Source organism: Chryseobacterium amylolyticum (assembly GCF_051011775.1).
Lineage (GTDB): Bacteria > Bacteroidota > Bacteroidia > Flavobacteriales > Weeksellaceae > Chryseobacterium.
This window is the reverse complement of sequence record NZ_JBPCHX010000003.1, coordinates 490,399-511,507: the sequence shown is the minus strand read 5'-3', so window position 1 is coordinate 511,507 and position 21,109 is coordinate 490,399. Positions and strand designations below refer to the sequence as shown.

Here is a 21,109-nt window from a genome sequence, read left to right as displayed (position 1 = left end):
ACAATGGGTAAAAAAATATTAATTCTTTCTACAGGTGATGTAAATGGTGCATACGAAGCCATGTACAAAGTCGCTCATATTATGAAAAATATGGGTCATGAGGTTGTCATGTGTGTGAAACACAAAACAAAAAATGAAGACTTCATTAAAACCTACAGACATCAACACTCTTCGCCACATCCAGGTCTATTGACAAGAGTTATCGGCAAAATAAAGAATAAAATAAATCCTGTACAGCCTCCAAAAGCACTGAGTACAGACAGAAAATACTCCTTTTTCAGCAAAGATGAATTATCAGAAAATATTCATGTTGAGAGTATGCTGAACATTGTAGGTTTCACACCTGATTTTATCTTCACGGGAATGACTATTGATTTTCTCAACAGTACAGATCTTCTCAATATATATAATGCTACCAAAGCAAAAATATACAATGTTACAGTAGATATGAATCATTTCACCGGAGGTTGCCATTTTTCTTGGGGATGTGACGGCTATATCAAAGGATGTGATGAAAACTGCCCCGCAATTACAAAGAATGATGAAAGAGTAACAGCTAAAAATAATTTTGAAAGAAAATTTGAAAATGCAAAAAAAGCTAACTTTCAGATTATTGCCGGTTCAGGGCTGACGTTGAAGCAAGCTCAGGAATCAAAGATATATAAGGATCAGAAAACAATTTATAATGTCAACAGCCTTATTGACACCAAATTACTCAATGATAAAAACAAATCAATCGCAAAAAAAATATTTTCATTAGCTGATGATCACTTTTATATTTTAACGGGCGCCCAAAATATGGAAGATCCAAGGAAAGGGTTTTCCTACCTTCTTGAGGCTCTTGAAATATTAGATAAAGAATTGCCTGTTGAGCAAAAAGAAAGAATAGTGCTTCTGGTTGTTTCCAACAGTGTAAATGAAGAGTTCAACAGAGTGACCTTCAAAAAACAAAAAATAGATTACATAAAAGACTACAGGTTATTATCATTATTATATCAGGCTGCTGACATCTTTATCAATTCATCCATTGAAGATTCCGGGCCTATGATGGTTTCCGAAGCTCTTGCCTGTGGTACGCCTGTGGTAGGCTTTGATACCGGTGTACTCACCAATATGGTAATAAATGATTACAATGGATATAAAGCTCCGTTGAAGGACAGTGAAAAATTAGCTGAAGGAATAAAAAAGATCTTTGAATTAAATAAAGATTCTTACAAAACCTTTTCTCAAAATGCAGTCAAACAGGTCGAAGAATTTTCGTCTTATGAGTATGCTGAAGAAATCTTTAAAAACATCCTTGAAGCATGAAAAAAGTTGCTATTTTAGGGGCCAGCTATCTGCAGCTGCCGTTAGTAAAAAAAGCGAAAGAAAACAATCATGAAGTACATTGTTTTGCCTGGGATGACGGGAAAGCAGTTTGTAAAGAATATGCAGATTACTTTTATGATGTTTCTGTTCTGGAAAAAGAAACCATTCTTGCAGAATGCAGACAAATTGGTATAGATGGTATCCTGACCATTGCAACTGATATCTGTATTCCTACAATTGCCTATGTAGCCCACGAATTAAACCTCCCCGGAAACAGCATTGAATGCTCATTATTAACGACAAACAAGTCGCTGATGAGGAAGTGCTTTGAAGAAAATAACATTGTATCACCCCGGTCCATTTCAGTTTCTGAATTTAATCCTGATGATTTTAAGTCATTCAATTATCCATTGATTATAAAACCTTCTGACAGATCCGGAAGTTTGGGAGTAATAAAGGCAGATTCTCCTGAGGAATGTAAAGAAGCAGTAGAAAATGCAATACGTTATTCTTTCTCTAAAACCTGTGTAGTTGAAGAATACATCAAAGGCAAAGAAGTAAGCGTGGAAACAATAAGTTTAAACGGCGAGCATAAGATTATAACAATCACAGATAAAATTATTACAGAAGAACCTTATTTTGTAGAACTGGCACATCATCAGCCCAGTTCATTTCCCCAGGATATTCAAAATAAAATACATGATATTACCTATGCCATGCTGAAAGCTACCAAGGTTGAAAGCGGAGCTTCGCATGCAGAACTTATGATCACGAAAGAAGGTAATGTCTTCCCTATAGAAATAGGAAGCCGTATGGGAGGAGATTTTATAGGTTCGGATCTTGTTCAGCTATCAACAGGATTTGATTATGTACAAGCCGTTTTGGATATTGCTTTGGGAGAATTTAAATTCCCTTCTGAAATATCACAAAAAAAATATTCGGGAGTCTATTTTTTATCAGAAAATACGAAATACCTGCTTCCTCTCTTTGCTGAAAATGCATTGGAAACATTTATCGTAAAAAAAGAAATAACAAACCCTTCATTACAGCAGGCACACTCAAGTAATGATCGTTCAGGATATTTGATATATCAGTCGGACAAAAAAATTGATTTGGCATGAAACGCATAGCTATTATTGGATCAGGTCATCTGGGACAACAAATTCTGCATCATATTCATACTGATACAGAAGATAAGGTTATTGGTTTTTTTGATGATTTTCAGGAAAAAGGAAATACCATTAAGAACCTTCCTGTTCTGGGCGGCATAGACCATATTATGGCTTCTTTTGAACAAAATCTTTTTGATGAACTTATAATTGCTATCGGATATAAACATCTCACGTTTAAAAAGCAGGTATTCGAACAATTTAAAAACACAATTCCATTTTATACCTTTATCCATTCCACAACCATTGTTGATTCTTCAGCAAAAATAGGGGCCGGAAGCTTTGTGTATCCCAATTGCATGATTGATCAGCATGTGGAAATCGGTGAAAATACACTCATCAATATTTCATGCTCCATTGCACATGACTCAGTTATAGGCAACCATAGTTTTCTCTCTCCCTCAGTTTCAATAGCTGGTTTCGTTACCATTTCAGAATTATGTATTCTTGGGATAAACAGCACAATTATTGATAACATCAGTATTTCAGAAAATATACAATTGGGAGGAGGAACCGTAGTCATTAAAAATTTAGATACATCAGGATTGTATGTTGGTAATCCTGCAAGATTTATAAAATAAATATGATTCCATTCAACAAACCTTTTATTATAGGCAACGAGCTAACATACATTGAAGAAGCAGTAAAAAGCGGCAAAATTTCAGGTGACGGAATGTTCACAAAGAAATGCCAGCATTTTTTTGAACAGAAATATAACTTTCCTAAAGTTCTGATGACAACTTCATGTACTGATGCTCTGGAAATGGCCGCTATTTTATGCAACGTAGAACCTGGTGATGAAGTAATTGTTCCCAGTTATACCTTTGTTTCTTCTGCCAATGCATTTGCTCTTCGTGGTGCCAAAATAGTTTTCGTGGATTCTTATGCCAATAATCCCAATATTGATCCGGCAGAAATAGAAAAGCACATTACAGAAAAAACCAAAGTTATTGTTCCTGTACACTATGCAGGAGTAGCTTGTGATATGGAGAAGATCATGAATCTTGCCCATAAGCACAATCTATTTGTGGTAGAAGATGCTGCACAGGCTATTGACAGCTATTACACCTTCTCGGATGGTACAAGAAAAGCATTGGGATCTATAGGACACTTTGCAGCTTTTTCTTTTCATGAAACCAAAAATATCATTGCCGGAGAAGGCGGAATGCTGGCTATTAATGATCCCCAATATTTTGACCGTGCTGAGGTAATTCGTGAAAAAGGAACCAACAGAAGTGCTTTCTTCCGTGGAGAAGTAAATAAATACGGCTGGGTAGATCTGGGTTCGTCTTTTTTGCCTTCTGAGATCATATCAGCATTTTTATATGCTCAGCTGGAAAACCTGGAAATCATACAGAAAAAAAGATTAGAGATCTGGCATAATTATCAGAACGGGCTTTCTTCGTTACAGGAAAAAGGATTCATTACACTGCCGGATATCCCTGCTTCTGCAACCAATAATGCCCACATGTTTTACATTGTCTGTAACAGCTATGAGGACAGGAGTAATTTAATTCAGTACCTGAAAGCACAGGATATCCACCCTGTTTTTCATTATCTTAGCTTGAATAAAAGTGACTTTTTCTTAGCAAATAATCCTAAAATAGATATTCCTAACTCAGACCATTTCACAGATTGTCTGCTGAGACTTCCCTTTTATTATGAATTATCTGAATCTGAACAAAATAAGATTATAGAATTGATCAACAGTTTTTATAAAAAATAATATAACTGCCCCGCCACTTCTCAATAATAAAATATGAATTTTTTAAAAAAATATATTGTTAATTTTTTGTTCGATGTTCTGAATTCGAATGCATATAAAGCTCACCGGCAAAATAAACTGAATGCATGGGCAAGGAAAAGCTTTAAACAGTTTGGAACGAATTCTGTATTGCCAGAGGACCATTGGATAAAAAACCCTCAATATATATCTATAGGCAAAAACTTCAGTTCCCTGTTTCATCTCAGGTTGGAAGCATGGGATCGTTTTCAGGGAGAACACTTTACTCCTGAGATCATAATCGGGGATGACGTCATTTGTAATTCAGACGTCCACATTGGTGCTATTAATAAGATTATTATTGGAAATAACGTACTTATGGCCAGCAGAATATACATTTCTGATCATTCCCATGGAAATATAAGCATTGAAGATCTGGAGCATGTCCCTGGAATGAGGCCGCTATATTCCAAAGGCCCTGTAATTATTGAGGATAACGTATGGATTGGCGAAGGCGTATGCATCCTCCCGGGAGTTACCATTGGTGAGAATTGTATTATAGGAGCCAACTCTGTGGTAAATAAGAGCTTCCCTAAAAATTCAGTTATTGCAGGAATTCCCGCCAGATTAATAAAAACATTAGAAAACTGAAATGAAAAAAATAAAACCTCTAGCATTTTATCTCCCTCAATATCACCCCGTTCCTGAAAATGATGAATGGTGGGGAAAAGGCTTTACGGAATGGACCAATGTAAGTAAGGCTAAGCCATTATTTGAAGGACATGAACAGCCTATATATCCTGCAGACCTGGGATATTATGATCTTCGGGTTCCTGAGGTCAGGGAGCAGCAGGCTCAGATGGCAAAAGATTATGGAGTACACGGATTTATTTACTATCACTACTGGTTTGGCAGCGGTAAACAATTGCTGGAACGTGTTGCCAATGATGTATTGCAGTCAGGTAAGCCTGATTTTCCTTTTTGCTTCTGCTGGGCCAATGAGACATGGTCAGGAATATGGCATGGATTGTCAGAAAAAATACTGGCCAAACAGACTTATCCGGATGAACAGGATTTAATTGCTCATTTCGAATATCTGCTGCCTTTCTTCAAAGATGAAAGATATATTAAAGTAGACAACAAGCCGCTTTTCATTATCTATGATCCGAATCATTTAAATGAAGGTGATCCTCACTATATTTCAAAGTTCAGAGCGCTTGCGAAGAAAAACGGATTTGACGACCTGTATGTTATGGCATCCAATAAACTCCGTGATGATTTTGATTTTAAATCCATGGGGTATGACAGCAAAATCTCCAATGCCTTTCAGAAAGCATGGGTTCCCCATATTGATAAAAAAGAATATATCTCCCACTCCCAATATTATAAAAACAGGATAAAAGGACTGATCGGGATTAAGAAAAAAGAGCAGCCTAAAGTAAGAATTCAGGATGCCCGGGCCGTTGTAAATGACTTAAAGTTCGAAGAAAGTAACGTTCCTACCTATCCATGTATCCTGCCTAACTGGGACAACACTCCGAGAAGTGGCTACAGAGGGATTATATTAGCCAATAATTCCCCGGAACTGTTCGAAAAACAGGTAGAAAAAGCGCTACAATATCTTGAAAGTAAAAAAGATTATCCGGAACAGTTTTTAATTGTTAAATCCTGGAACGAATGGGCCGAAGGAAATATCCTTGAACCTGACAGAAAACACGGCTTCGGATATTTGAATGCATTAAAAAAAATATTGAATAAATACAGTGGAAATGAGTAAATTCAGTGTACTTATCGCTAATTATAATAATGGCCATTTTTTTGAAAAATGTTACCGGAGTTTAATTGCGCAGACTGAAACAGACTGGGAAGCAGTAATTTTAGATGACGGTTCTACTGACAATTCTCTTGAAATCATCAAAAAGATCATTGGTGGTGATCCCCGGTTTAAAATCAATCTGAATGAAGAAAACAGAGGAATAGGATATACAAAAAGAAAATTAATTGCCCTTGCTGAATCCGAAGTATGCGGTTTTTTAGACCCTGATGATGCGCTGGCACCACAAGCCCTGGAAATTGTCTTAAAAACTCATTCCGAAAATCCGGAAGCAGGCTTGGTATATTCAAACTTTGTCCGTTGCGATGAGCACCTCAACCCCATATCCGTTCATAAGGCCAAACAAATTACAGACCTGGATCAGTCTTATTTTAACTTCAATGCTGAAATCTCGCATTTTGTCACCTTCAAGAAAAAGATTTACGAAAAGACATCAGGTATTGATCCTTTTCTCAAAATTGCTGAAGATAAAGACTGGTATATGAAAATGTGCGAAATAGCCCCCGTTAAATATATTGATGAGGACTTATATTTATACAGAATCCATGACAGCGGCATTTCTACTACAAAAAATGCAGAAAAGGCATTGTTTTGGCACTGGGTAGCACTGATAAAAATGGCAGAAAGAAGAAACATCAGTGTGGAAGACCTTTTCCTTCAGAGCTATGTTCCGAAAAATAAATATGATCAGGCGCTCAATAAGCTGAATCACGTGAAAAATTCAAGATGGGCAAAACTGGGAAATATGCTTGGACTTTTTAAAATATTTAAAAAACTTTAACCCTATTGGAGTAAATTAACGTCTTAACGAGATAAAAAACACATATGATAATTGGTAATGGAATTCTGGCAAATGCCGTAAGATTGTACGATAAAGAAGATGTTATTTTTTTTGCATCAGGGGTTTCCAATTCACTGGAAAAAAATCCTGTTGAATTTGAAAGAGAAATATCACTCCTGAAATCAGTTATTCAAGACCATCCTGATAAAAAACTGATTTATTTTTCCACATGCAGTATTTACGACCCCAGTAAAACCGGAAGTCCTTATGTGATGCATAAACTTACCATTGAAAAAATAATCGCTGAGCATTGTTCAGACTTTATTATTTTCAGGGTAGGAAATGCTGTAGGCCGCGGTGGAAATCCCAATACGCTGATCAATTTCTTTAAAAATTCGATTCTTTCTGAAAATAAGCTGACAATCCATAGCAATGCAAGAAGAATCCTTATCGGGACAGATGATATTGCTGCATTTGTAGGAAAATACATGAGAGATTTCAATAATGAGATTATCAATCTCGCCTACCCTTACCAATATTCGTTGCCGGAGATATTATCCCAGCTGGAATATCATCTTGCTAAAAATGCAGATTATGAAAGCATAGAGGAAGGTTCCCTCTACAATATAGAGTTCAACAGCATTACCGAAGACTTTTTCAGGGGCATATCACCTGATGAATATTTAAAAAAGCTTTATACATCTTATTTATAAACCAGAATGATGCTGCTGCATACAATTAAACCGGCAGCTTCATCTGTAACCTGAAAAAATAATTTTTGTACCTTCGAACAGAAAAATTCAGAAACCCTGAGACCAGGCGGAAACAATTTATAAAGCCTGAACTTGTATTAACTGAAGATTAAAAACACAACTAACCCATTGAATAAAAATGAAAATGAACCCCAAAATATCCGTAATTGTTCCCTGCTACAAGCAGGCTCAGTTTTTAGATGAATGCCTGCAGTCCATACTGGATCAGACTTATGAAAACTGGGAATGTATTATTGTCAATGACGGATCACCCGATAATACTGATGAAGTAGCTGATAAATGGGTAAAAAAAGACAACCGTTTCAGATATCTTTATAAAGAAAACGGAGGCTTATCTTCTGCAAGAAATGCTGCTCTGGAAATCGTTACCGGAGATTATATACAGTTTCTGGATTCTGATGACCTCATACACCGGGAAAAGTTTGCCAAAAGCCTTTCCGGAGATAAAGAATATCCCTTGATCGTAAGCCAATATACAATTTACAGAAACCGGGAGCACCTTCCGGGCTATAAAGATATTCAGCAAAGCTTCCTGACGTTTGATGGAATTGTATACGGCTGGGACCTTAGTTTTTCTATTCCTATCCATTGTGCTTTGATCAATAAAAAGCTTTTGGAAGGTTTTCTTTTTGATACGACTCTTACCAGCTGTGAAGACTGGGTTATGTGGATTTATATCACTAAAGATAACCCTGATGCCCTTCTGATCAATGAAGCTCTTGCCCATTACCGAAAAGATGTCAACGACAATATGTCTGCTGACCCGCTCAAAATCATGAAGCAGCGCCTTAAAATTCTACCAACATTAAAGAAGCTTTACGGTGAAGAGGTACATGACAAGCTGGCCTATCATATCATAGAAGTTCGTACAACCCAACTGATACAACAGAGACGCGAATTTCAAAAAATGATTCCTCTGGCGGTTGTGGCAAGATATCTTTCTTTTAAAAAATTCTATTATAAACTTTTCAGGAAGAAAGTAGACGGCTAGCTTCCAGACAGCTATATTTCCATAAAACCACACAAATGAATCGGGTGATGCCAGACAGATATTGAGCAGAAACCCAAATAACATGCTATAACTTTTAATAAATTTATTTAGATGAGTCAGTTTGTACACGTAATCATGACAAGATTCAATGTTCCAACAAAAGGATGGAACGAAACGCGTTCAGGATTTAAACCCCTTACAGAAGAATGGCTGGATGACCGTTTTAAGCTATTCAGAACATACGTGCTTCCTTCCTATAAAAATCAGACCAACCAAAACTATGTCTGGCTTACCTTTTTTGATACCAACACATCTGATAAATTTAGAAAAATCATCAAAGAAATTGAAGCAGAATATCCTGTTTTCAGAGCCGTTTTCGTAGAGGATTTTGATGAAATGAAAACCAAAGCTGTAGAAGTAATTCCCCAATACTTCGCCTCTGACACTAAATTTGTCATTACCAGTGAGCTGGATAATGATGATATGCTTCATCAGGACTATATAAAAACCGTACAGGAACTCTTTAAACCGGTTCATGACCTTGTCATTGATCTGAGAAGAGGATACCAGCTTACTATGCTGCCTGATCGAAAAGCAGTGGTGAATGTTTATAATGATGTGGTAAATCCTTTTGTAAGTTTAGCCGAAAGTGTGGATAACTTTAAAACGATGTTAAAAGAAAGAGCACACAACAGCTACCGTCATTACCCGAATTTTTCTGTTGAAAACAGCAGGGAGATGTATATTCAGATCATCCATCAATATAACCTGATGAATGTTACCTTTAAGCATAAAGCAGTTTACGATGTTGATTTCTCTGAATATGGGATGACAGAAAATACCAGATTTACCATTAACCGCTTCAGAACCCTTCAGCATAATATTGCCAGGGTACCTTTCGTAATGGGACTTATTCTGAAGAAAATTTTTAAAAGATAAGGCCCGCCATCTGCCATGAAGCTTAATAACCTCCAGATATTAAGAGGAATTTCAGCATTGTTGGTGTGTTGTTTTCATTTTCGTGAAACCATCAACCTGCCAGGCCTGAATCTTGGTGATATTCTTTTTAAAAAAGGAAGTATTGGTGTACCTGTTTTCTTTATTATCAGTGGATTTATTATGGCTTTTACCACTCAGAAACTCAATTTCAGTAAAGATTCATTTCAGCAGATCACTCTCTTTTATAAAAGAAGAATCATCAGAATTGTTCCGTTGTATTATCTTCTCACATTGGCTGCGATGATACCCGGAGGAGGTTTCCTGCTATATTTTTACGGACCGGGTCTTCATGAGCTTATCCATTCTTTATTATTTCTTCCGACACGGAAAGAATTCCCCGTACTTTTTCTGGGCTGGTCATTAAATTTTGAAATGTTCTTTTACCTTATATTCGGAATTTCATTACTGTTTAAAGAAAAAAGATATTACTTCATCACAGCCTTTTTTATCCTGACAACTATTTTAGGATATTTTATCCATTTTGAAAATCCTTATCTCAGGATGGTAACCCATTCCCTGAATCTCTATTTTGTAACAGGAATTCTTTTTTCACTTTTACTGAACAGATTTACCGTTTCAAGAACCTGGGCAGGAATTATTGCTGGGGCAGGAATTACATCATTCATCCTTGTTTTGCTTAGTATTATCCCGATAGACAATGACTGGGTAAAGCTGGCCATTATATCCCTGTTTGTGTTTTCTTTTTTAACTTTTGACTACACATTCCATTGGAAAGGAAACAGATTTTTAGTCTTTCTGGGTGATATTTCCTATTCATTATATTTGTCTCATCCTTTTGTAGAAATAGTATTCAGGAGGTTTAAAGTTGAAGGTTATCTCAATATTCCTTTTTTCCTTTTAAAAATTATTACGGCTGTTATAGCAGCTTCGTTCCTGTATTATTTTGTAGAAAAAAAGGTAACCCATTATTTAAAAATTAAATTAAAAGCATAATTGATCAAAATGAAAATTTCAGTAATCATCCCCGTCTACAACGCTGAAAAATATGTTGCCCAGGCTGTAAAGTCTGCGCTTCAGTTGGAAGATGTATATGAAGTAGTACTGGTAGAGGATAAATCTCCGGACAACGCTTTGCAGGTATGCCAGGAACTTGCTGCACAATATGACAGGGTAAAGCTTTACCAGCATCCTGATAAAGGAAACCATGGGGCAGGCGCAACCAGAAATTTAGGAATTGAAAAATCAGAAGGAGATTTTATTGCATTCCTTGATGCCGATGATTACTATCTTCCGAACCGTTTTGATGCAGAAAAAGAATTGTTTACCAACAAAGATGTGGATGGAGTGTATGGTGCCATAGGCGTCCATTATTATTCTGAAAAGGCAAAAGAACAGTATTATAAAGTTTTCGGAGACCGCCTTACTACGGTTTATAAAAAATATCCTCCCAAAGATGTATTTCCGGGACAGCTTAATATGATAGGAACTTTTGGACTTTTCAGTATTGATGCTCTCACAATCCGTAAAAGTTCTTTACAAAATATGGAGTATTTCTTCAAAACCCATTTAAAGCTTCATCAGGACACAGAATTTTTATTCAGGCTTTCTTACTACCTGGATTTATATCCGGGAATACTTGACAAAGCAGTAGCTGTAAGAGGTGTTCATGAGAATAACAGAATTACCAAAGTAGATTCCGGACAAATAAAGCCGGCTTCTACAAGGGTTGTATTATGGAAAGAAGTCAACAGCTGGGCAGAGAATGAAAATACGATTCCCGAAGATATTAAGCTCCATATCAAACGGGTATACAGAAGTTTTCAGATTGCCAATGCTCCCCTTCTGAAAAAATGGGGAATGATCACGAAGTATCTGCTGACGGATTATAAAAGTATCCGATCCGGTCTTTACAATATTAATTTCAGAAACGACCTGTTTTAAACTAAGAAACTAGTTTAATAATTAATGTTTTGCAAAATGGATTTTTCTTAAAAGATTCCGCATCGGTTTTTCAATAAACTGGTAGAAAACAGCAGAACTCAGCAGCATCACAACAATATAAATCACAAATACCGTATCGATACCGAATGTATATTCCTGAGACTTAAAAAACGCCCTTAAAAGATAAAGAACAGGGATATGCGTAATGTATATGCCATAGCTTATTTCTCCCAGATACTCCAGCGGCTTCAATGAAAATAATCTGGTAACCCGGCCGTTATTGGCAGAAATCAGGATGATAGCAGGAACAAAAAGTAAAGCCATCAGACCATTATGGTAGAAAAGCGGTACAAACATCAGAGATATAAGGATCAGTAAAAAAACGGCAATAACCTGACGGTCGTAATTTTTCTGTCTGTAATTTTTTACGAAAAATATCCCCGCAAGGTTTCCGATCAGAAATTCATTAAGATGCCAGAAAGGGAAATAGTAAAGGAACTCATGGCTTTTTGTATGAGGCCCTTCATACGCTCCATACACCGGGTAAAGATTAGAAAACACCTGGGTAACCAGCCATAGAGCAATGGCAAACACCCAGATCATTTTATTCTTTTTGGCATAAAAATAATTATATAAAAGCGGAAAAAGCAGATAGAAGAAAAACTCAACGGAGATAGACCATCCCGGAAAATTGAGGATCATGGCTTCTCCGGGTATCCAGCTCTGAATCCCCAATCCATATAAAACCACTTTATACCAGTCGAACATCTCATACCGCGTCATAAAATACAGCAAAAGCCCAAGCATATAAAGCGGATAAATCCGGGCAAACCTGTTTTTATAAAATTCCAGATAATCAATTTTGTCTTTCTTATGATACGCTATAATCATAATAAACCCTGAAAGGATAAAAAAATAGCTGACCCCTACATTAGCCCTCAGAAAAAGATTGGAAATGTAGTCTATCTTATATAAAAACAGATCTTTATTAAAATGGGAAACAACAATTGCCATGGCGGCAACAAACCGGGTAAATGTAATCTGACTTATCTTCACAGAAAAACAAAATGCTTTACTTTATCAAAAGATACTCCCTTCAAAGCGGCAGGCTGTTTATCTGATATAAAGTATTAATTTTAAGGCACAAAAATAAGATTTATTCTTATAATTATGTAAAACAAATTATATTTGTAGGCTACAAATGTGAAAATAAATTCAGGTATGCTATATGAAATTTTAGCAAAAATTCAACGGAAAAGTCAGATTTCTCGTCTCAGAAAACACCCTAATGTTTCTTTTAAGGGGATAAAGCTTGGGACCAGCAATCATTTTGTTCTGCACGGAAATTTAAAGAAAATTACCATCGGGGATTCCGTGAGTTTCAGAAATTATGTACACATCCTGGTACAGCAAAATGCGACTTTAGAAATCGGGAATCATTTTTTCATGAATAATTTCTGTTCCATCAATTGTCTTGACAGCATTTCAATAGGTGACAACACGCTGTTTGGGGAAAATGTTAAGCTTTACGACCACAATCATGCTTATCAGACACATCCGGAATTTAAGCTGTTTTCTTCTGAGTTCACCACCGCTCCCATCAAGATCGGAAGTAACTGCTGGCTCGGAAGTAACGTAACCGTTTTAAAAGGGGTTACCATAGGAGATAACTGCATTATCGGAGCAGGATGTACCATTTACAAAGACATTCCGCCTAACACTACTGTAATCAATCGTCAGGATTTAATATTTAAGGAACAATAATGAAGTTTTCGATCCTTATCGCACACTATAACAATGCTCTTTTTTTCAAAGACTGTTTTGAAAGCATTCTTCAGCAAACCTATACAGACTGGGAAGCTATAATTTTAGATGATGCTTCTGCTGAAAGTGAGAAGAAAATAGTACAGGAAATAATTTCAAATGACAAAAGATTTAAATTTTTTGAAAATGAAAAAAATTCCGGTGTAGGAGTCACAAAAAGTAAGCTGATTGAACTGGCAGAAGGAGACATCTGTGGGTTTCTGGATCCTGATGATGCCATTGCCCCTACAGCCATTCAAAAGTGTATGGAAGTGTTCCAGGCTAAAAAAAATACCGTTCTTACCTACTCAAGATTCATGACCTGTGATCAGAACCTGAAACCGATTTCACCATTCAGATCTGCCATGCAGGTGCCGAATGGAGATCCTTACTTTTTCAATTTCCCGATTCAGATTGCTCATTTTGTGACTTTCAGAAAGGCAGTTTATGAACAAACCGAAAAAATGAATCCCAATTTAAAAATAGGAGAAGATCAGGATTTATACCTTAAAATGTATGAAAAAGGGAAAGTTCGGTTTATTGATGAAACCAACTATTTTTACAGAACACATCAGGGCGGAATCTCCCAGAATGACAATAAAAAGAAATCCCACGACTATTTTGCCCAGGTGATTTTCAATACCATGAAGCGCAGAGGACTTACCACCATTAATGGAGAAAAAGTTCCGGAACAATATACAAATGCAGATGAAATATTCGGACTGCTGCAATACCAGCACCAGCTCCCTTTCCGTATCAAGAAAAAAATAAAAATTACTTTACAATCAATCTTCGGATAATGTTAGAAAAAAAAATAAAAATTCTGTTCAGGCATCGTTCCATGGAAATGGGAGGCGTAGAAAAAGTATTACTGGCTCTTCTCAATAACCTTGATCCTGACAAATTTGAAATTACGGTATGCCTGACCCTTAACCAGGGGAAATTGCGTGATGAACTTCCGAAACATATCAGAAAACTATATCTTACCGATGGAAAAGAAGATTTTTCCGGGAACTCTATTTTACAGAAGCTTCAGCTTGTTAAAAGAAGACTGAAGCTGAGAAAACTGAAAAACAACCCTGCGATTGCCGACCGTCTCATCAATGATACTTTTGATATAGAAATCGGTATGGATTACAGGGATTACGAAGCCATTCTTAATTCTACCAATAAAAAATCAAAAAAAATAGGATGGTTTCATTCTGAAATTAATGTTCCAAAATTTCAGCCGCTGGTCCCTGATATTTTAAAGAGCTTTCCTCAGTTTGATCATATGGTATATTGTTCCCACAAGATAAAAGATATGATGCATCAGCACTATCCGGATCTCAATTATCCGGCAGAAAGTGTAATTATCAATCCTATTCCTATTGAAGAGATCAAGCGGAAAGCGGAAGAAAAACTGGAAAATTTTCCGGAAGGGCCTGTCTTTGCATCTATCGGAAGGCTTCATTCAAGAAAAGGCTACCATAAACTTATTGAAGCTCATACAAGGCTTATTAACGAAGGTTTCCATCACAGTATTATTGTCATTGGTGATGGTGACGAAATGAAGAACCTCAGGACTCAGACAGCAAAAAACAATGTTGAAAAAACATTTATTTTAGCAGGGAATCAGATGAACCCATATCCTTACATCAAAAAGGCAGATTATTTTATCCTTCCTTCAGAATCTGAAGCCTGGCCATTGGTAATTGCCGAAGCATTAATCCTTCAAAAACCGATTATTGCAACAGAGGTAGGAGATGTAGGTCTTATGATCAAAGACCGGGAAACGGGATACCTCATCAATTACGAGATCGATGAAATGTATTCGGCTATGAAAAAATTCCTTACGGATCCCGGCTTTGTTCTTCAAATCAGGGAGAATCTGAAAACTATTGAAAGCCAGTTTGACAATAAGAAAATATTTGACAGCGTAGAAAATATGATAGAAACGCTATACAGAAAATAGGCTACTGTGCAGAATATCCTCCGTCAATCACGAGATTGGTACCTGTGACCCATCTTGAGGCATCAGACAGCAGAAAAATACAAGCATTCGCTACGTCTTCAGGTTCGCCTATTCCCAGCGGATGCTTTTTTATGATCTCAGATGAAGCCTCTTCACCAATATCTTCAAACATTTTTTCTAAAATCGGAGTGTTTACCATCGCAGGGCTTATGCTATTGACACGGATATTACTTCTTGAAAGCTCCATGGCCAATGAACGGGCTCCGGCAATTACCGCTCCTTTACTCGCAGAATATGCAGCTTTTCCTGCCTCTCCTACCATTCCTGCAACCGAAGAGATAAATACAAAACTGGAGGTTTCGTCTTTATATTTTTTTAAGGATAAAATTTTAGCAATTTCGAGTCCTGCAATGACATTCACGGCAAATATGTCCTGATACAGCTGAGAATGGTGTTTTTTTAGCGGTAATGTTTTTTCGATACCGGCACAGTGTATAAATCCTGATATTTTACCTAAAACTGAAACTTTATCAGCAATAATTGCTTCAAGGTTTTCAGATTGGGTAATATCTTCAGTTATCGTTTCCACTTTTGTTTCAGGATCCAGCATGGAGACGGTTTTCATCAGTTCTGCATGATTTCTGCCCACAAGGATCAGGTTTGCACCGCTTTTGCTGCATCCTACAGAACAGCTTCTCCCGATTCCGGAAGAAGCGCCTGTAATGAGAATAATTTTATTTTTTAATGAGAAAGCATCCATTAATCTTCAAAATTTTCTTTCCCTATAACATCCATTAAATCTGATACGGTTTCGATATCTTTAAAATGCTTGGTATCAATTTTCTTGCTGAAATTTTCGTCTACAAACGCAATAACAGAAAGTAAGCTGATAGAATCATAGCTTTCCAGAGATTTCAGATTCGTTTCAGTAGTTAATGTTTCATCTTCTTCCAATTCCTCCTGTAGTTTTTCTAAAAAAACAGATGTTTTCATATTTTATAATTTTAAATGTTTGTTTTTAAATTTCCATAATAGTAGCTCCCCATGAGTACCCTACTCCGAATCCTGCCATTAAAACCTTATCTCCTTCTTTCAGCATTCCTTTTTCCATCATATTTTTAAGAGCAATAGGAATGGTTGCAGAAACAGTATTCCCTGTTTTTTCCATATCAATATAGAACTTTTCCGCAGGAATTTTCGTTTTCTTTCTTAAATAATTCAACATAAAAGAATTAGCCTGATGAAAAACAAAATAATCAATATCATCCATGGTCATTCCGTTCACTTCCAGTGTTTCTTTTACCAGTCCGGGAATATTCTCAATCGTAAAATTAAAAATTTCCGGGCCGTTCATATAAATATTTTCCGGGCTGAATTCATGTTCAGGATTCAGCTCAAAATCTTTTTTAAAAGCCCCTTTCTTCACAATAAGATTTTCTGCACCGCTGCCGTCTGTTCCCAGACAGAACTGATAATCATTACCTTCAGCCTTTTCGATAATGGCAGAAGCAGAGGCATCCCCGAATATACTTCGGTTTCCTTTATCATCAGGATGAATATGTTTGGTGTACGTTTCTGAAGTAACCAAAAGAATACTCTTTGCAATTCCTGCAGAGATCAATCCTTTTGCAAAAGCCAGTCCGTACACAAATCCCGAGCAGCCCAGGTTAAAATCTATGGCTCCGATATTTTTTCTAAGCCCCAGTCTGTCCTGCAAAATACAGGCCGTTGTAGGCAGGAAATATTCAGGACTCTGGGTACAGAACAAAATAAAATCTACTTGGTTCCTGTCATAGCTTTCGAAAATTTTTTCTGAAGATTGTACGGCCATATCCAGTACGGTTTCATTATCAGAAGAGATGTGGCGCTGGGAAATGCCTACTTTCTCCTGGATACGCTCTGAGCTCCATTCGGGGAACTGTTTTTCAAGATCATCGTTAGTTAACACCTGCTGAGGCAGATAATATTCTATTTTTGAAATTTTCATCATATTAATAAATTCTCTTTCTTTGCAAAAGTAACGAAAACAAATTTACACTTTGATGATTTTTATATTCAGAATCTTGTTAAAAATAGACGCTCTCTATCATACTTTTTTGAACAGGGCCAGTCTTGAAGTGGCAAAATACAGAGGGATGAAAGTAGGTAAAAACTTCAATATGCCTGATAAAGTGTATTTCGGAACAGAACCTTACCTTATCGAAATTGGTGATAATGTGAATATTGCCGGGGATGTAAGGTTTGTAAATCACGGGGGAACCACTACTCTTCTGAGAAGGCTTCCCGGATATGAAGATGCCAGAATCCTCGGAAGAATAAAAATCGGAAATAACTGTACCATTGGCCTTAATTGTGTGATCATGCAGGATGTACAGATTGGAAACAACTGTATTCTGGGAGCTAATTCTGTGTTATCGCAGTCTATGCCTGATAATACGGTCTTTATCGGAAACCCTGCACAGTTTCTCTGCACCATTGAAGATTATGGTGACATCGTTCTTAAAAATAATCCGGAATATCCCCGTGAACTGGAGAAAGACAGAAAAAAGCTGGACGCCTATATCAAAGAGAATCTTCCTTACAAATTCAAAAAAGCAAGGAAAATCAAATAAAAACCATGAAACGGAAAAAAATCTTATTTATATATTACCAAAATACCAAGGCTGGCGGCATAGCTAAAGTACTTTCCCATCTAACCTCAGAACTGGCAGAGCTCAATTACGACATTGAAATTCTTTTTCTGCTTGAGCCGCACGAGGATTTTTATCCGATACATCCTAAAGTTAAAAAACACTATATCAATTCTTTTGGAGATAAATACGCAAGGCTCGGAACTTCCATGTATAAGAAGTACAGTAAAATCCCCAAAATATATAATATTTATTCTTATCTGTATGATTTTGGCTCATACAGGGTATTAAAACAATGGATCCGTGAAAACCATCACAGGTATGACACTATCGTTTCCTGCTGGTATAAAATTTCCTCAATGCTGGCTGTTGACAGTCAGGTAAGTAAGAAAACAATTGCGTGGGAACATATCAGCTACCAGACAGGCGGGTTGGTTTATTACCGCATTTTACGGAAATATTATAAAAACCTGCGCTCCATCATCTCCCTGACACAGACTTCGCTGGAGCATTACAAAAAAATAAATCCGAATTCTGTGGTTATTTCCAACATTATCGGGGATAATTATGAAAATTTCCAACTGGATATTTCCAATAAAGAAAATATTATCTGTACTGTAAGCAGGCTGGATCCTGAAAAAAATGTAGAAGATTTAATTAATATCATCAAGGAATGCAATATAGGTGAAGACTGGAAAATCATTATTGCCGGTGACGGAAGCCAAAAAAATTTACTCAAAGAGCAGGCTCAGAAGCTTGGGCTCCATTCCATTGAATTTCTCGGAAGCATTCCTCAGGAACAAATCTTAGCGCTATACAAAAAATCAAAAATATTTTGCATGACCTCACTGAACGAAGGCCTGCCTACCGTTCTTATTGAAGCCATGTTCTGTGGTAATGCTCTTATTGCCTATGACTGTCCTACCGGTCCTTCCGAAATCATAAATGCCAATAACGGTTATCTGATCCGGATGCACGATAAGGAGGATTTTATCATAAAACTGAAACATCTGATTAACAACCCTGGTGAACTTACAGAGCTTATGGTTTCCAGCAAAGCGGAATCAGAAAAATGGAGTAAAGAAAAAATAGTACTGCAATGGGAAAAGATACTTTAGAACAGGATATGCTTATATCCGTCATCATTCCTGTTTACAATTCTGCGAATAGCCTGCCTCAATGTATTAATTCTATTTTAGAGCAGCGTTATAAAAATTTTGAACTGCTGTTAATAAATGATGGTTCTGCAGATTGTTCTTTAGAAATCATGAATTCATTTGCCGGAAAAGATCAAAGAGTTAAAGTCATTGATAAAATTAAAAACAGCGGAGTAAGTGATACAAGGAATATGGGTATTTCTCATGCAAAAGGAAAGATAATCTGTTTTATAGATTCTGATGACTGGGTTGAAAAAAATTATCTCCAGGTTTTCGTTGATCATTATAAATCATCAGATACTTTACTTCTTCAGAATATTATACGGGGTAAAGCCAGAGATCTTCATTATAAAACGTATCAAATACAGACAGATTTTACAGAATTACTGGTGAGAAATAACCTGTTATATTTCGGAGGGCCCGTTGCAAAATTTTTTGAAAGGGAAATCATCACAGAAAATAAGATTACTTTTAACAAAGAAGTAAGTTATGGTGAAGATCTGATGTTCTTTCTGGAATATATGAAACACATTAATGCCATAAAAATCATTGATGCCTCCCTGTATCATTATGAGTTTACTGAAAGCTCGCTGAGCAGGTCAAAACATTCCTTTGAATCTTTATTCAAATTGCATACTGCCATAAAAGATTTTATTTCCTTACACCGGCAGCAATCCGGCAAAAAGCTAAAAAAATATGTTTATCAGGTAGACTGGGATATTATTGAATCCGGTATCGATCAGGGTATTATCGGTAAAAACTTAAGCAGAAAAGAAGCCTATAAAAATCTGGACTGCATAGCATCATCGATAAACATCTGTCATTTCATATATACAGGGTTTTACAGAAAAGCTTTATTTTTACTTCTCAAAACCAGACAATTTAAGCTGCTTTTGAAACTTAAAAGAACTCTAAATAAATAATTCTCCTTTGAAAAAAAAAATTCTTATTCGTATTGGTTCCCTTCGCCACGGTGGTGCAGAAAAAGTCCTTGTTAATTTTCTTAAAAATCTTCCTGAGGACAAATATGAAATAGACCTGCTCATCAACCTGTATACAGGAATGTATATCAAGGAAATTCCGTCATGGGTCAATCTGCATTATTTGCTTAAAGGAGAAATGATTACCACCAACAGGCCCCATGAAATACCGGTAAAGGTATTCAGAGTACTGTATCAGAAAATGTTTTTATGGTTTCCGTCGCTTCTTTACAGGTTTGTTTTGAAAAATAAAAAATATGACGTAGAGATAGCGGCCATCCATGGGATGTACAAAGAGCTGCTTTCCAGCCCGCAAAAAGATTCAAAAAAAATAATCTGGATTCAGAATGATATTTTTAATCTGAAAGAATATACACCGGATGTTATAAGGGAGCTTTTTAAATTTGACCGGATACTGGTAATTTCCGAAAAACTGAAAGAAGAAATGCTGAAGGCTGCACAAAATGACCGGGAGAAACAGAATGTGATTAAAATCTTTAATCCGATAGATAAAAATGATACTTTAAGAAAAGCAGATATTGAAATCAGCGATTACCCTTTCAGTAATGATCTTCCCACTTTTGTGACTGTAGGAACCGTATATCCTCAGAAAGGCTATGACAGGCTATTGAATGTTCATAAAAAACTGATTGATGAAGGATTAAAGCACCAGCTGCTGATCATTGGTGACGGCTATGACTTTAATGCTATTCAGGAGCAACTTAATACGTTAGGACTTCAGGATACTGCAAAAATGCTTGGTTTCAGCAGCAATCCCTACCCTTACATGAAAAAGGCGGATTTTTATATTATGTCTTCGCGGCATGAAGGGTTTCCTACCATTATTGCTGAGGCCCTTATTCTTAACAAACCTATTTCGGCAACAGACATTTCCGGAATCAGGGATCTTCTGCAGGACGGAAAACTGGGAAATATCACCGCAAATTCCGAAGAAGGAATATATGAGGGAATGAAAAAGTTCCTTACTGATAAAAATGCTACTGAAGAATACCGGAAACAGATCTCTGAAACGGAACTTCCCTTTGTTTTGGAAAAATCCGTAGAACATCTTCAGAAAATAATTGACGAAGCATAAAAACATTGA

The 21,109-nt window shown here is 36.5% G+C and carries 23 protein-coding genes; 19 read left to right on the top strand and 4 right to left on the bottom strand.

Going from position 1 to position 21,109, the window contains the following annotated elements:
• The first annotated feature begins 3 nt into the window (after positions 1 to 3).
• The 12 genes from ACR1PO_RS11040 (at position 4) to ACR1PO_RS10985 (ending at position 11,480) form a co-directional block, all read left to right on the top strand.
• On the top strand, positions 4 to 1,308 hold the full coding sequence (locus ACR1PO_RS11040) for a glycosyltransferase (RefSeq protein ID WP_433986801.1): 1,305 nt from the start codon (positions 4 to 6) through the stop codon (positions 1,306 to 1,308).
• A complete protein-coding gene (locus ACR1PO_RS11035) occupies positions 1,305 to 2,429 on the top strand; it encodes an ATP-grasp domain-containing protein (protein ID WP_433986800.1) in 1,125 nt (374 codons plus the stop codon). Before ACR1PO_RS11040 ends, ACR1PO_RS11035 begins: the two co-directional genes overlap by 4 nt.
• Positions 2,426 to 3,058: an acetyltransferase gene (locus tag ACR1PO_RS11030; protein WP_332388399.1), complete on the top strand. Its 633-nt coding sequence runs from the start codon at positions 2,426 to 2,428 to the stop codon at positions 3,056 to 3,058. The genes ACR1PO_RS11035 and ACR1PO_RS11030 overlap by 4 nt, the downstream gene beginning before the upstream one ends.
• A 2-nt stretch (positions 3,059 to 3,060) precedes the next feature.
• Positions 3,061 to 4,203, top strand: a complete 1,143-nt coding sequence (gene rffA, locus ACR1PO_RS11025) for a dTDP-4-amino-4,6-dideoxygalactose transaminase (protein WP_433986799.1) — start codon at positions 3,061 to 3,063, stop codon at positions 4,201 to 4,203.
• A gap of 33 nt (positions 4,204 to 4,236) precedes the next feature.
• Positions 4,237 to 4,851 (top strand): DapH/DapD/GlmU-related protein, encoded by a 615-nt coding sequence (locus ACR1PO_RS11020; protein ID WP_332388401.1) that lies wholly within the window; start codon positions 4,237 to 4,239, stop codon positions 4,849 to 4,851.
• 1 nt (position 4,852) lies between these two features.
• Positions 4,853 to 5,977: a glycosyltransferase WbsX family protein gene (locus ACR1PO_RS11015; RefSeq protein WP_332388402.1), complete on the top strand. Its 1,125-nt coding sequence runs from the start codon at positions 4,853 to 4,855 to the stop codon at positions 5,975 to 5,977.
• Positions 5,970 to 6,815, top strand: a complete 846-nt coding sequence (locus ACR1PO_RS11010; protein WP_433986798.1) for a glycosyltransferase family 2 protein — start codon at positions 5,970 to 5,972, stop codon at positions 6,813 to 6,815. The genes ACR1PO_RS11015 and ACR1PO_RS11010 overlap by 8 nt, the downstream gene beginning before the upstream one ends.
• 44 nt (positions 6,816 to 6,859) lie before the next feature.
• Entirely contained in the window at positions 6,860 to 7,528 is a 669-nt protein-coding gene (locus ACR1PO_RS11005; RefSeq protein WP_433986797.1) for an NAD-dependent epimerase/dehydratase family protein, read from the top strand.
• 184 nt (positions 7,529 to 7,712) lie between these two features.
• Entirely contained in the window at positions 7,713 to 8,579 is an 867-nt protein-coding gene (locus ACR1PO_RS11000; protein WP_433986796.1) for a glycosyltransferase family 2 protein, read from the top strand.
• A gap of 111 nt (positions 8,580 to 8,690) precedes the next feature.
• A complete protein-coding gene (locus tag ACR1PO_RS10995) occupies positions 8,691 to 9,518 on the top strand; it encodes a glycosyltransferase (protein WP_433986795.1) in 828 nt (275 codons plus the stop codon).
• A gap of 15 nt (positions 9,519 to 9,533) precedes the next feature.
• Positions 9,534 to 10,532: an acyltransferase family protein gene (locus tag ACR1PO_RS10990; RefSeq protein ID WP_433986794.1), complete on the top strand. Its 999-nt coding sequence runs from the start codon at positions 9,534 to 9,536 to the stop codon at positions 10,530 to 10,532.
• A 9-nt stretch (positions 10,533 to 10,541) separates the two neighbouring features.
• Positions 10,542 to 11,480 carry a glycosyltransferase family 2 protein gene (locus ACR1PO_RS10985; protein WP_433986793.1) on the top strand — a complete coding sequence of 313 codons (939 nt, stop codon included), beginning with the start codon at positions 10,542 to 10,544 and terminating at the stop codon, positions 11,478 to 11,480.
• Between the two features lie 21 nt (positions 11,481 to 11,501).
• On the opposite strand, the gene ACR1PO_RS10980 is transcribed toward ACR1PO_RS10985, so the two are convergent.
• On the bottom strand, positions 11,502 to 12,536 hold the full coding sequence (locus tag ACR1PO_RS10980; RefSeq protein ID WP_433986792.1) for an acyltransferase family protein: 1,035 nt from the start codon (positions 12,534 to 12,536) through the stop codon (positions 11,502 to 11,504).
• Positions 12,537 to 12,701: 165 nt separating this feature from the next.
• Between ACR1PO_RS10980 and ACR1PO_RS10975 the strand changes: the two genes are divergently transcribed.
• From ACR1PO_RS10975 to ACR1PO_RS10965, 3 genes are read left to right on the top strand one after another with little or no spacing between them, the layout of a single operon-like run.
• Positions 12,702 to 13,244 carry an acyltransferase gene (locus ACR1PO_RS10975; RefSeq protein ID WP_433986791.1) on the top strand — a complete coding sequence of 181 codons (543 nt, stop codon included), beginning with the start codon at positions 12,702 to 12,704 and terminating at the stop codon, positions 13,242 to 13,244.
• Positions 13,244 to 14,083, top strand: coding sequence for a glycosyltransferase family 2 protein (locus tag ACR1PO_RS10970; RefSeq protein ID WP_433986790.1), 840 nt, complete (start codon positions 13,244 to 13,246; stop codon positions 14,081 to 14,083). Before ACR1PO_RS10975 ends, ACR1PO_RS10970 begins: the two co-directional genes overlap by 1 nt.
• Positions 14,083 to 15,237, top strand: coding sequence for a glycosyltransferase (locus ACR1PO_RS10965; protein WP_433986789.1), 1,155 nt, complete (start codon positions 14,083 to 14,085; stop codon positions 15,235 to 15,237). Before ACR1PO_RS10970 ends, ACR1PO_RS10965 begins: the two co-directional genes overlap by 1 nt.
• A gap of 1 nt (position 15,238) precedes the next feature.
• On the opposite strand, the gene ACR1PO_RS10960 is transcribed toward ACR1PO_RS10965, so the two are convergent.
• Genes ACR1PO_RS10960 through ACR1PO_RS10950 form a run of 3 tightly spaced genes read right to left on the bottom strand, consistent with a single transcriptional unit; the run spans position 15,239 to position 17,227 of the window.
• The gene (locus ACR1PO_RS10960) at positions 15,239 to 15,997 is read right to left on the bottom strand and encodes an SDR family NAD(P)-dependent oxidoreductase (protein WP_433986788.1); all 759 of its coding nucleotides are present in this window, start codon (positions 15,995 to 15,997) and stop codon (positions 15,239 to 15,241) included.
• Positions 15,997 to 16,230 carry a phosphopantetheine-binding protein gene (locus ACR1PO_RS10955; protein ID WP_047422304.1) on the bottom strand — a complete coding sequence of 78 codons (234 nt, stop codon included), beginning with the start codon at positions 16,228 to 16,230 and terminating at the stop codon, positions 15,997 to 15,999. Before ACR1PO_RS10955 ends, ACR1PO_RS10960 begins: the two co-directional genes overlap by 1 nt.
• Positions 16,231 to 16,255: 25 nt before the next feature.
• Positions 16,256 to 17,227, bottom strand: a complete 972-nt coding sequence (locus ACR1PO_RS10950) for a 3-oxoacyl-ACP synthase III family protein (protein ID WP_433986787.1) — start codon at positions 17,225 to 17,227, stop codon at positions 16,256 to 16,258.
• A 52-nt stretch (positions 17,228 to 17,279) separates the two neighbouring features.
• Between ACR1PO_RS10950 and ACR1PO_RS10945 the strand changes: the two genes are divergently transcribed.
• The 4 genes from ACR1PO_RS10945 to ACR1PO_RS10930 are packed head-to-tail and all read left to right on the top strand — an operon-like array spanning position 17,280 to position 21,100.
• Entirely contained in the window at positions 17,280 to 17,849 is a 570-nt protein-coding gene (locus ACR1PO_RS10945) for an acyltransferase (RefSeq protein WP_433986786.1), read from the top strand.
• A 5-nt stretch (positions 17,850 to 17,854) separates the two neighbouring features.
• Positions 17,855 to 18,985, top strand: coding sequence for a glycosyltransferase (locus tag ACR1PO_RS10940; protein ID WP_433986785.1), 1,131 nt, complete (start codon positions 17,855 to 17,857; stop codon positions 18,983 to 18,985).
• Entirely contained in the window at positions 18,967 to 19,947 is a 981-nt protein-coding gene (locus ACR1PO_RS10935) for a glycosyltransferase family 2 protein (protein ID WP_433986784.1), read from the top strand. Before ACR1PO_RS10940 ends, ACR1PO_RS10935 begins: the two co-directional genes overlap by 19 nt.
• Before the next feature lie 7 nt (positions 19,948 to 19,954).
• A complete protein-coding gene (locus tag ACR1PO_RS10930) occupies positions 19,955 to 21,100 on the top strand; it encodes a glycosyltransferase (protein ID WP_433986783.1) in 1,146 nt (381 codons plus the stop codon).
• Positions 21,101 to 21,109: the final 9 nt, after the last annotated feature.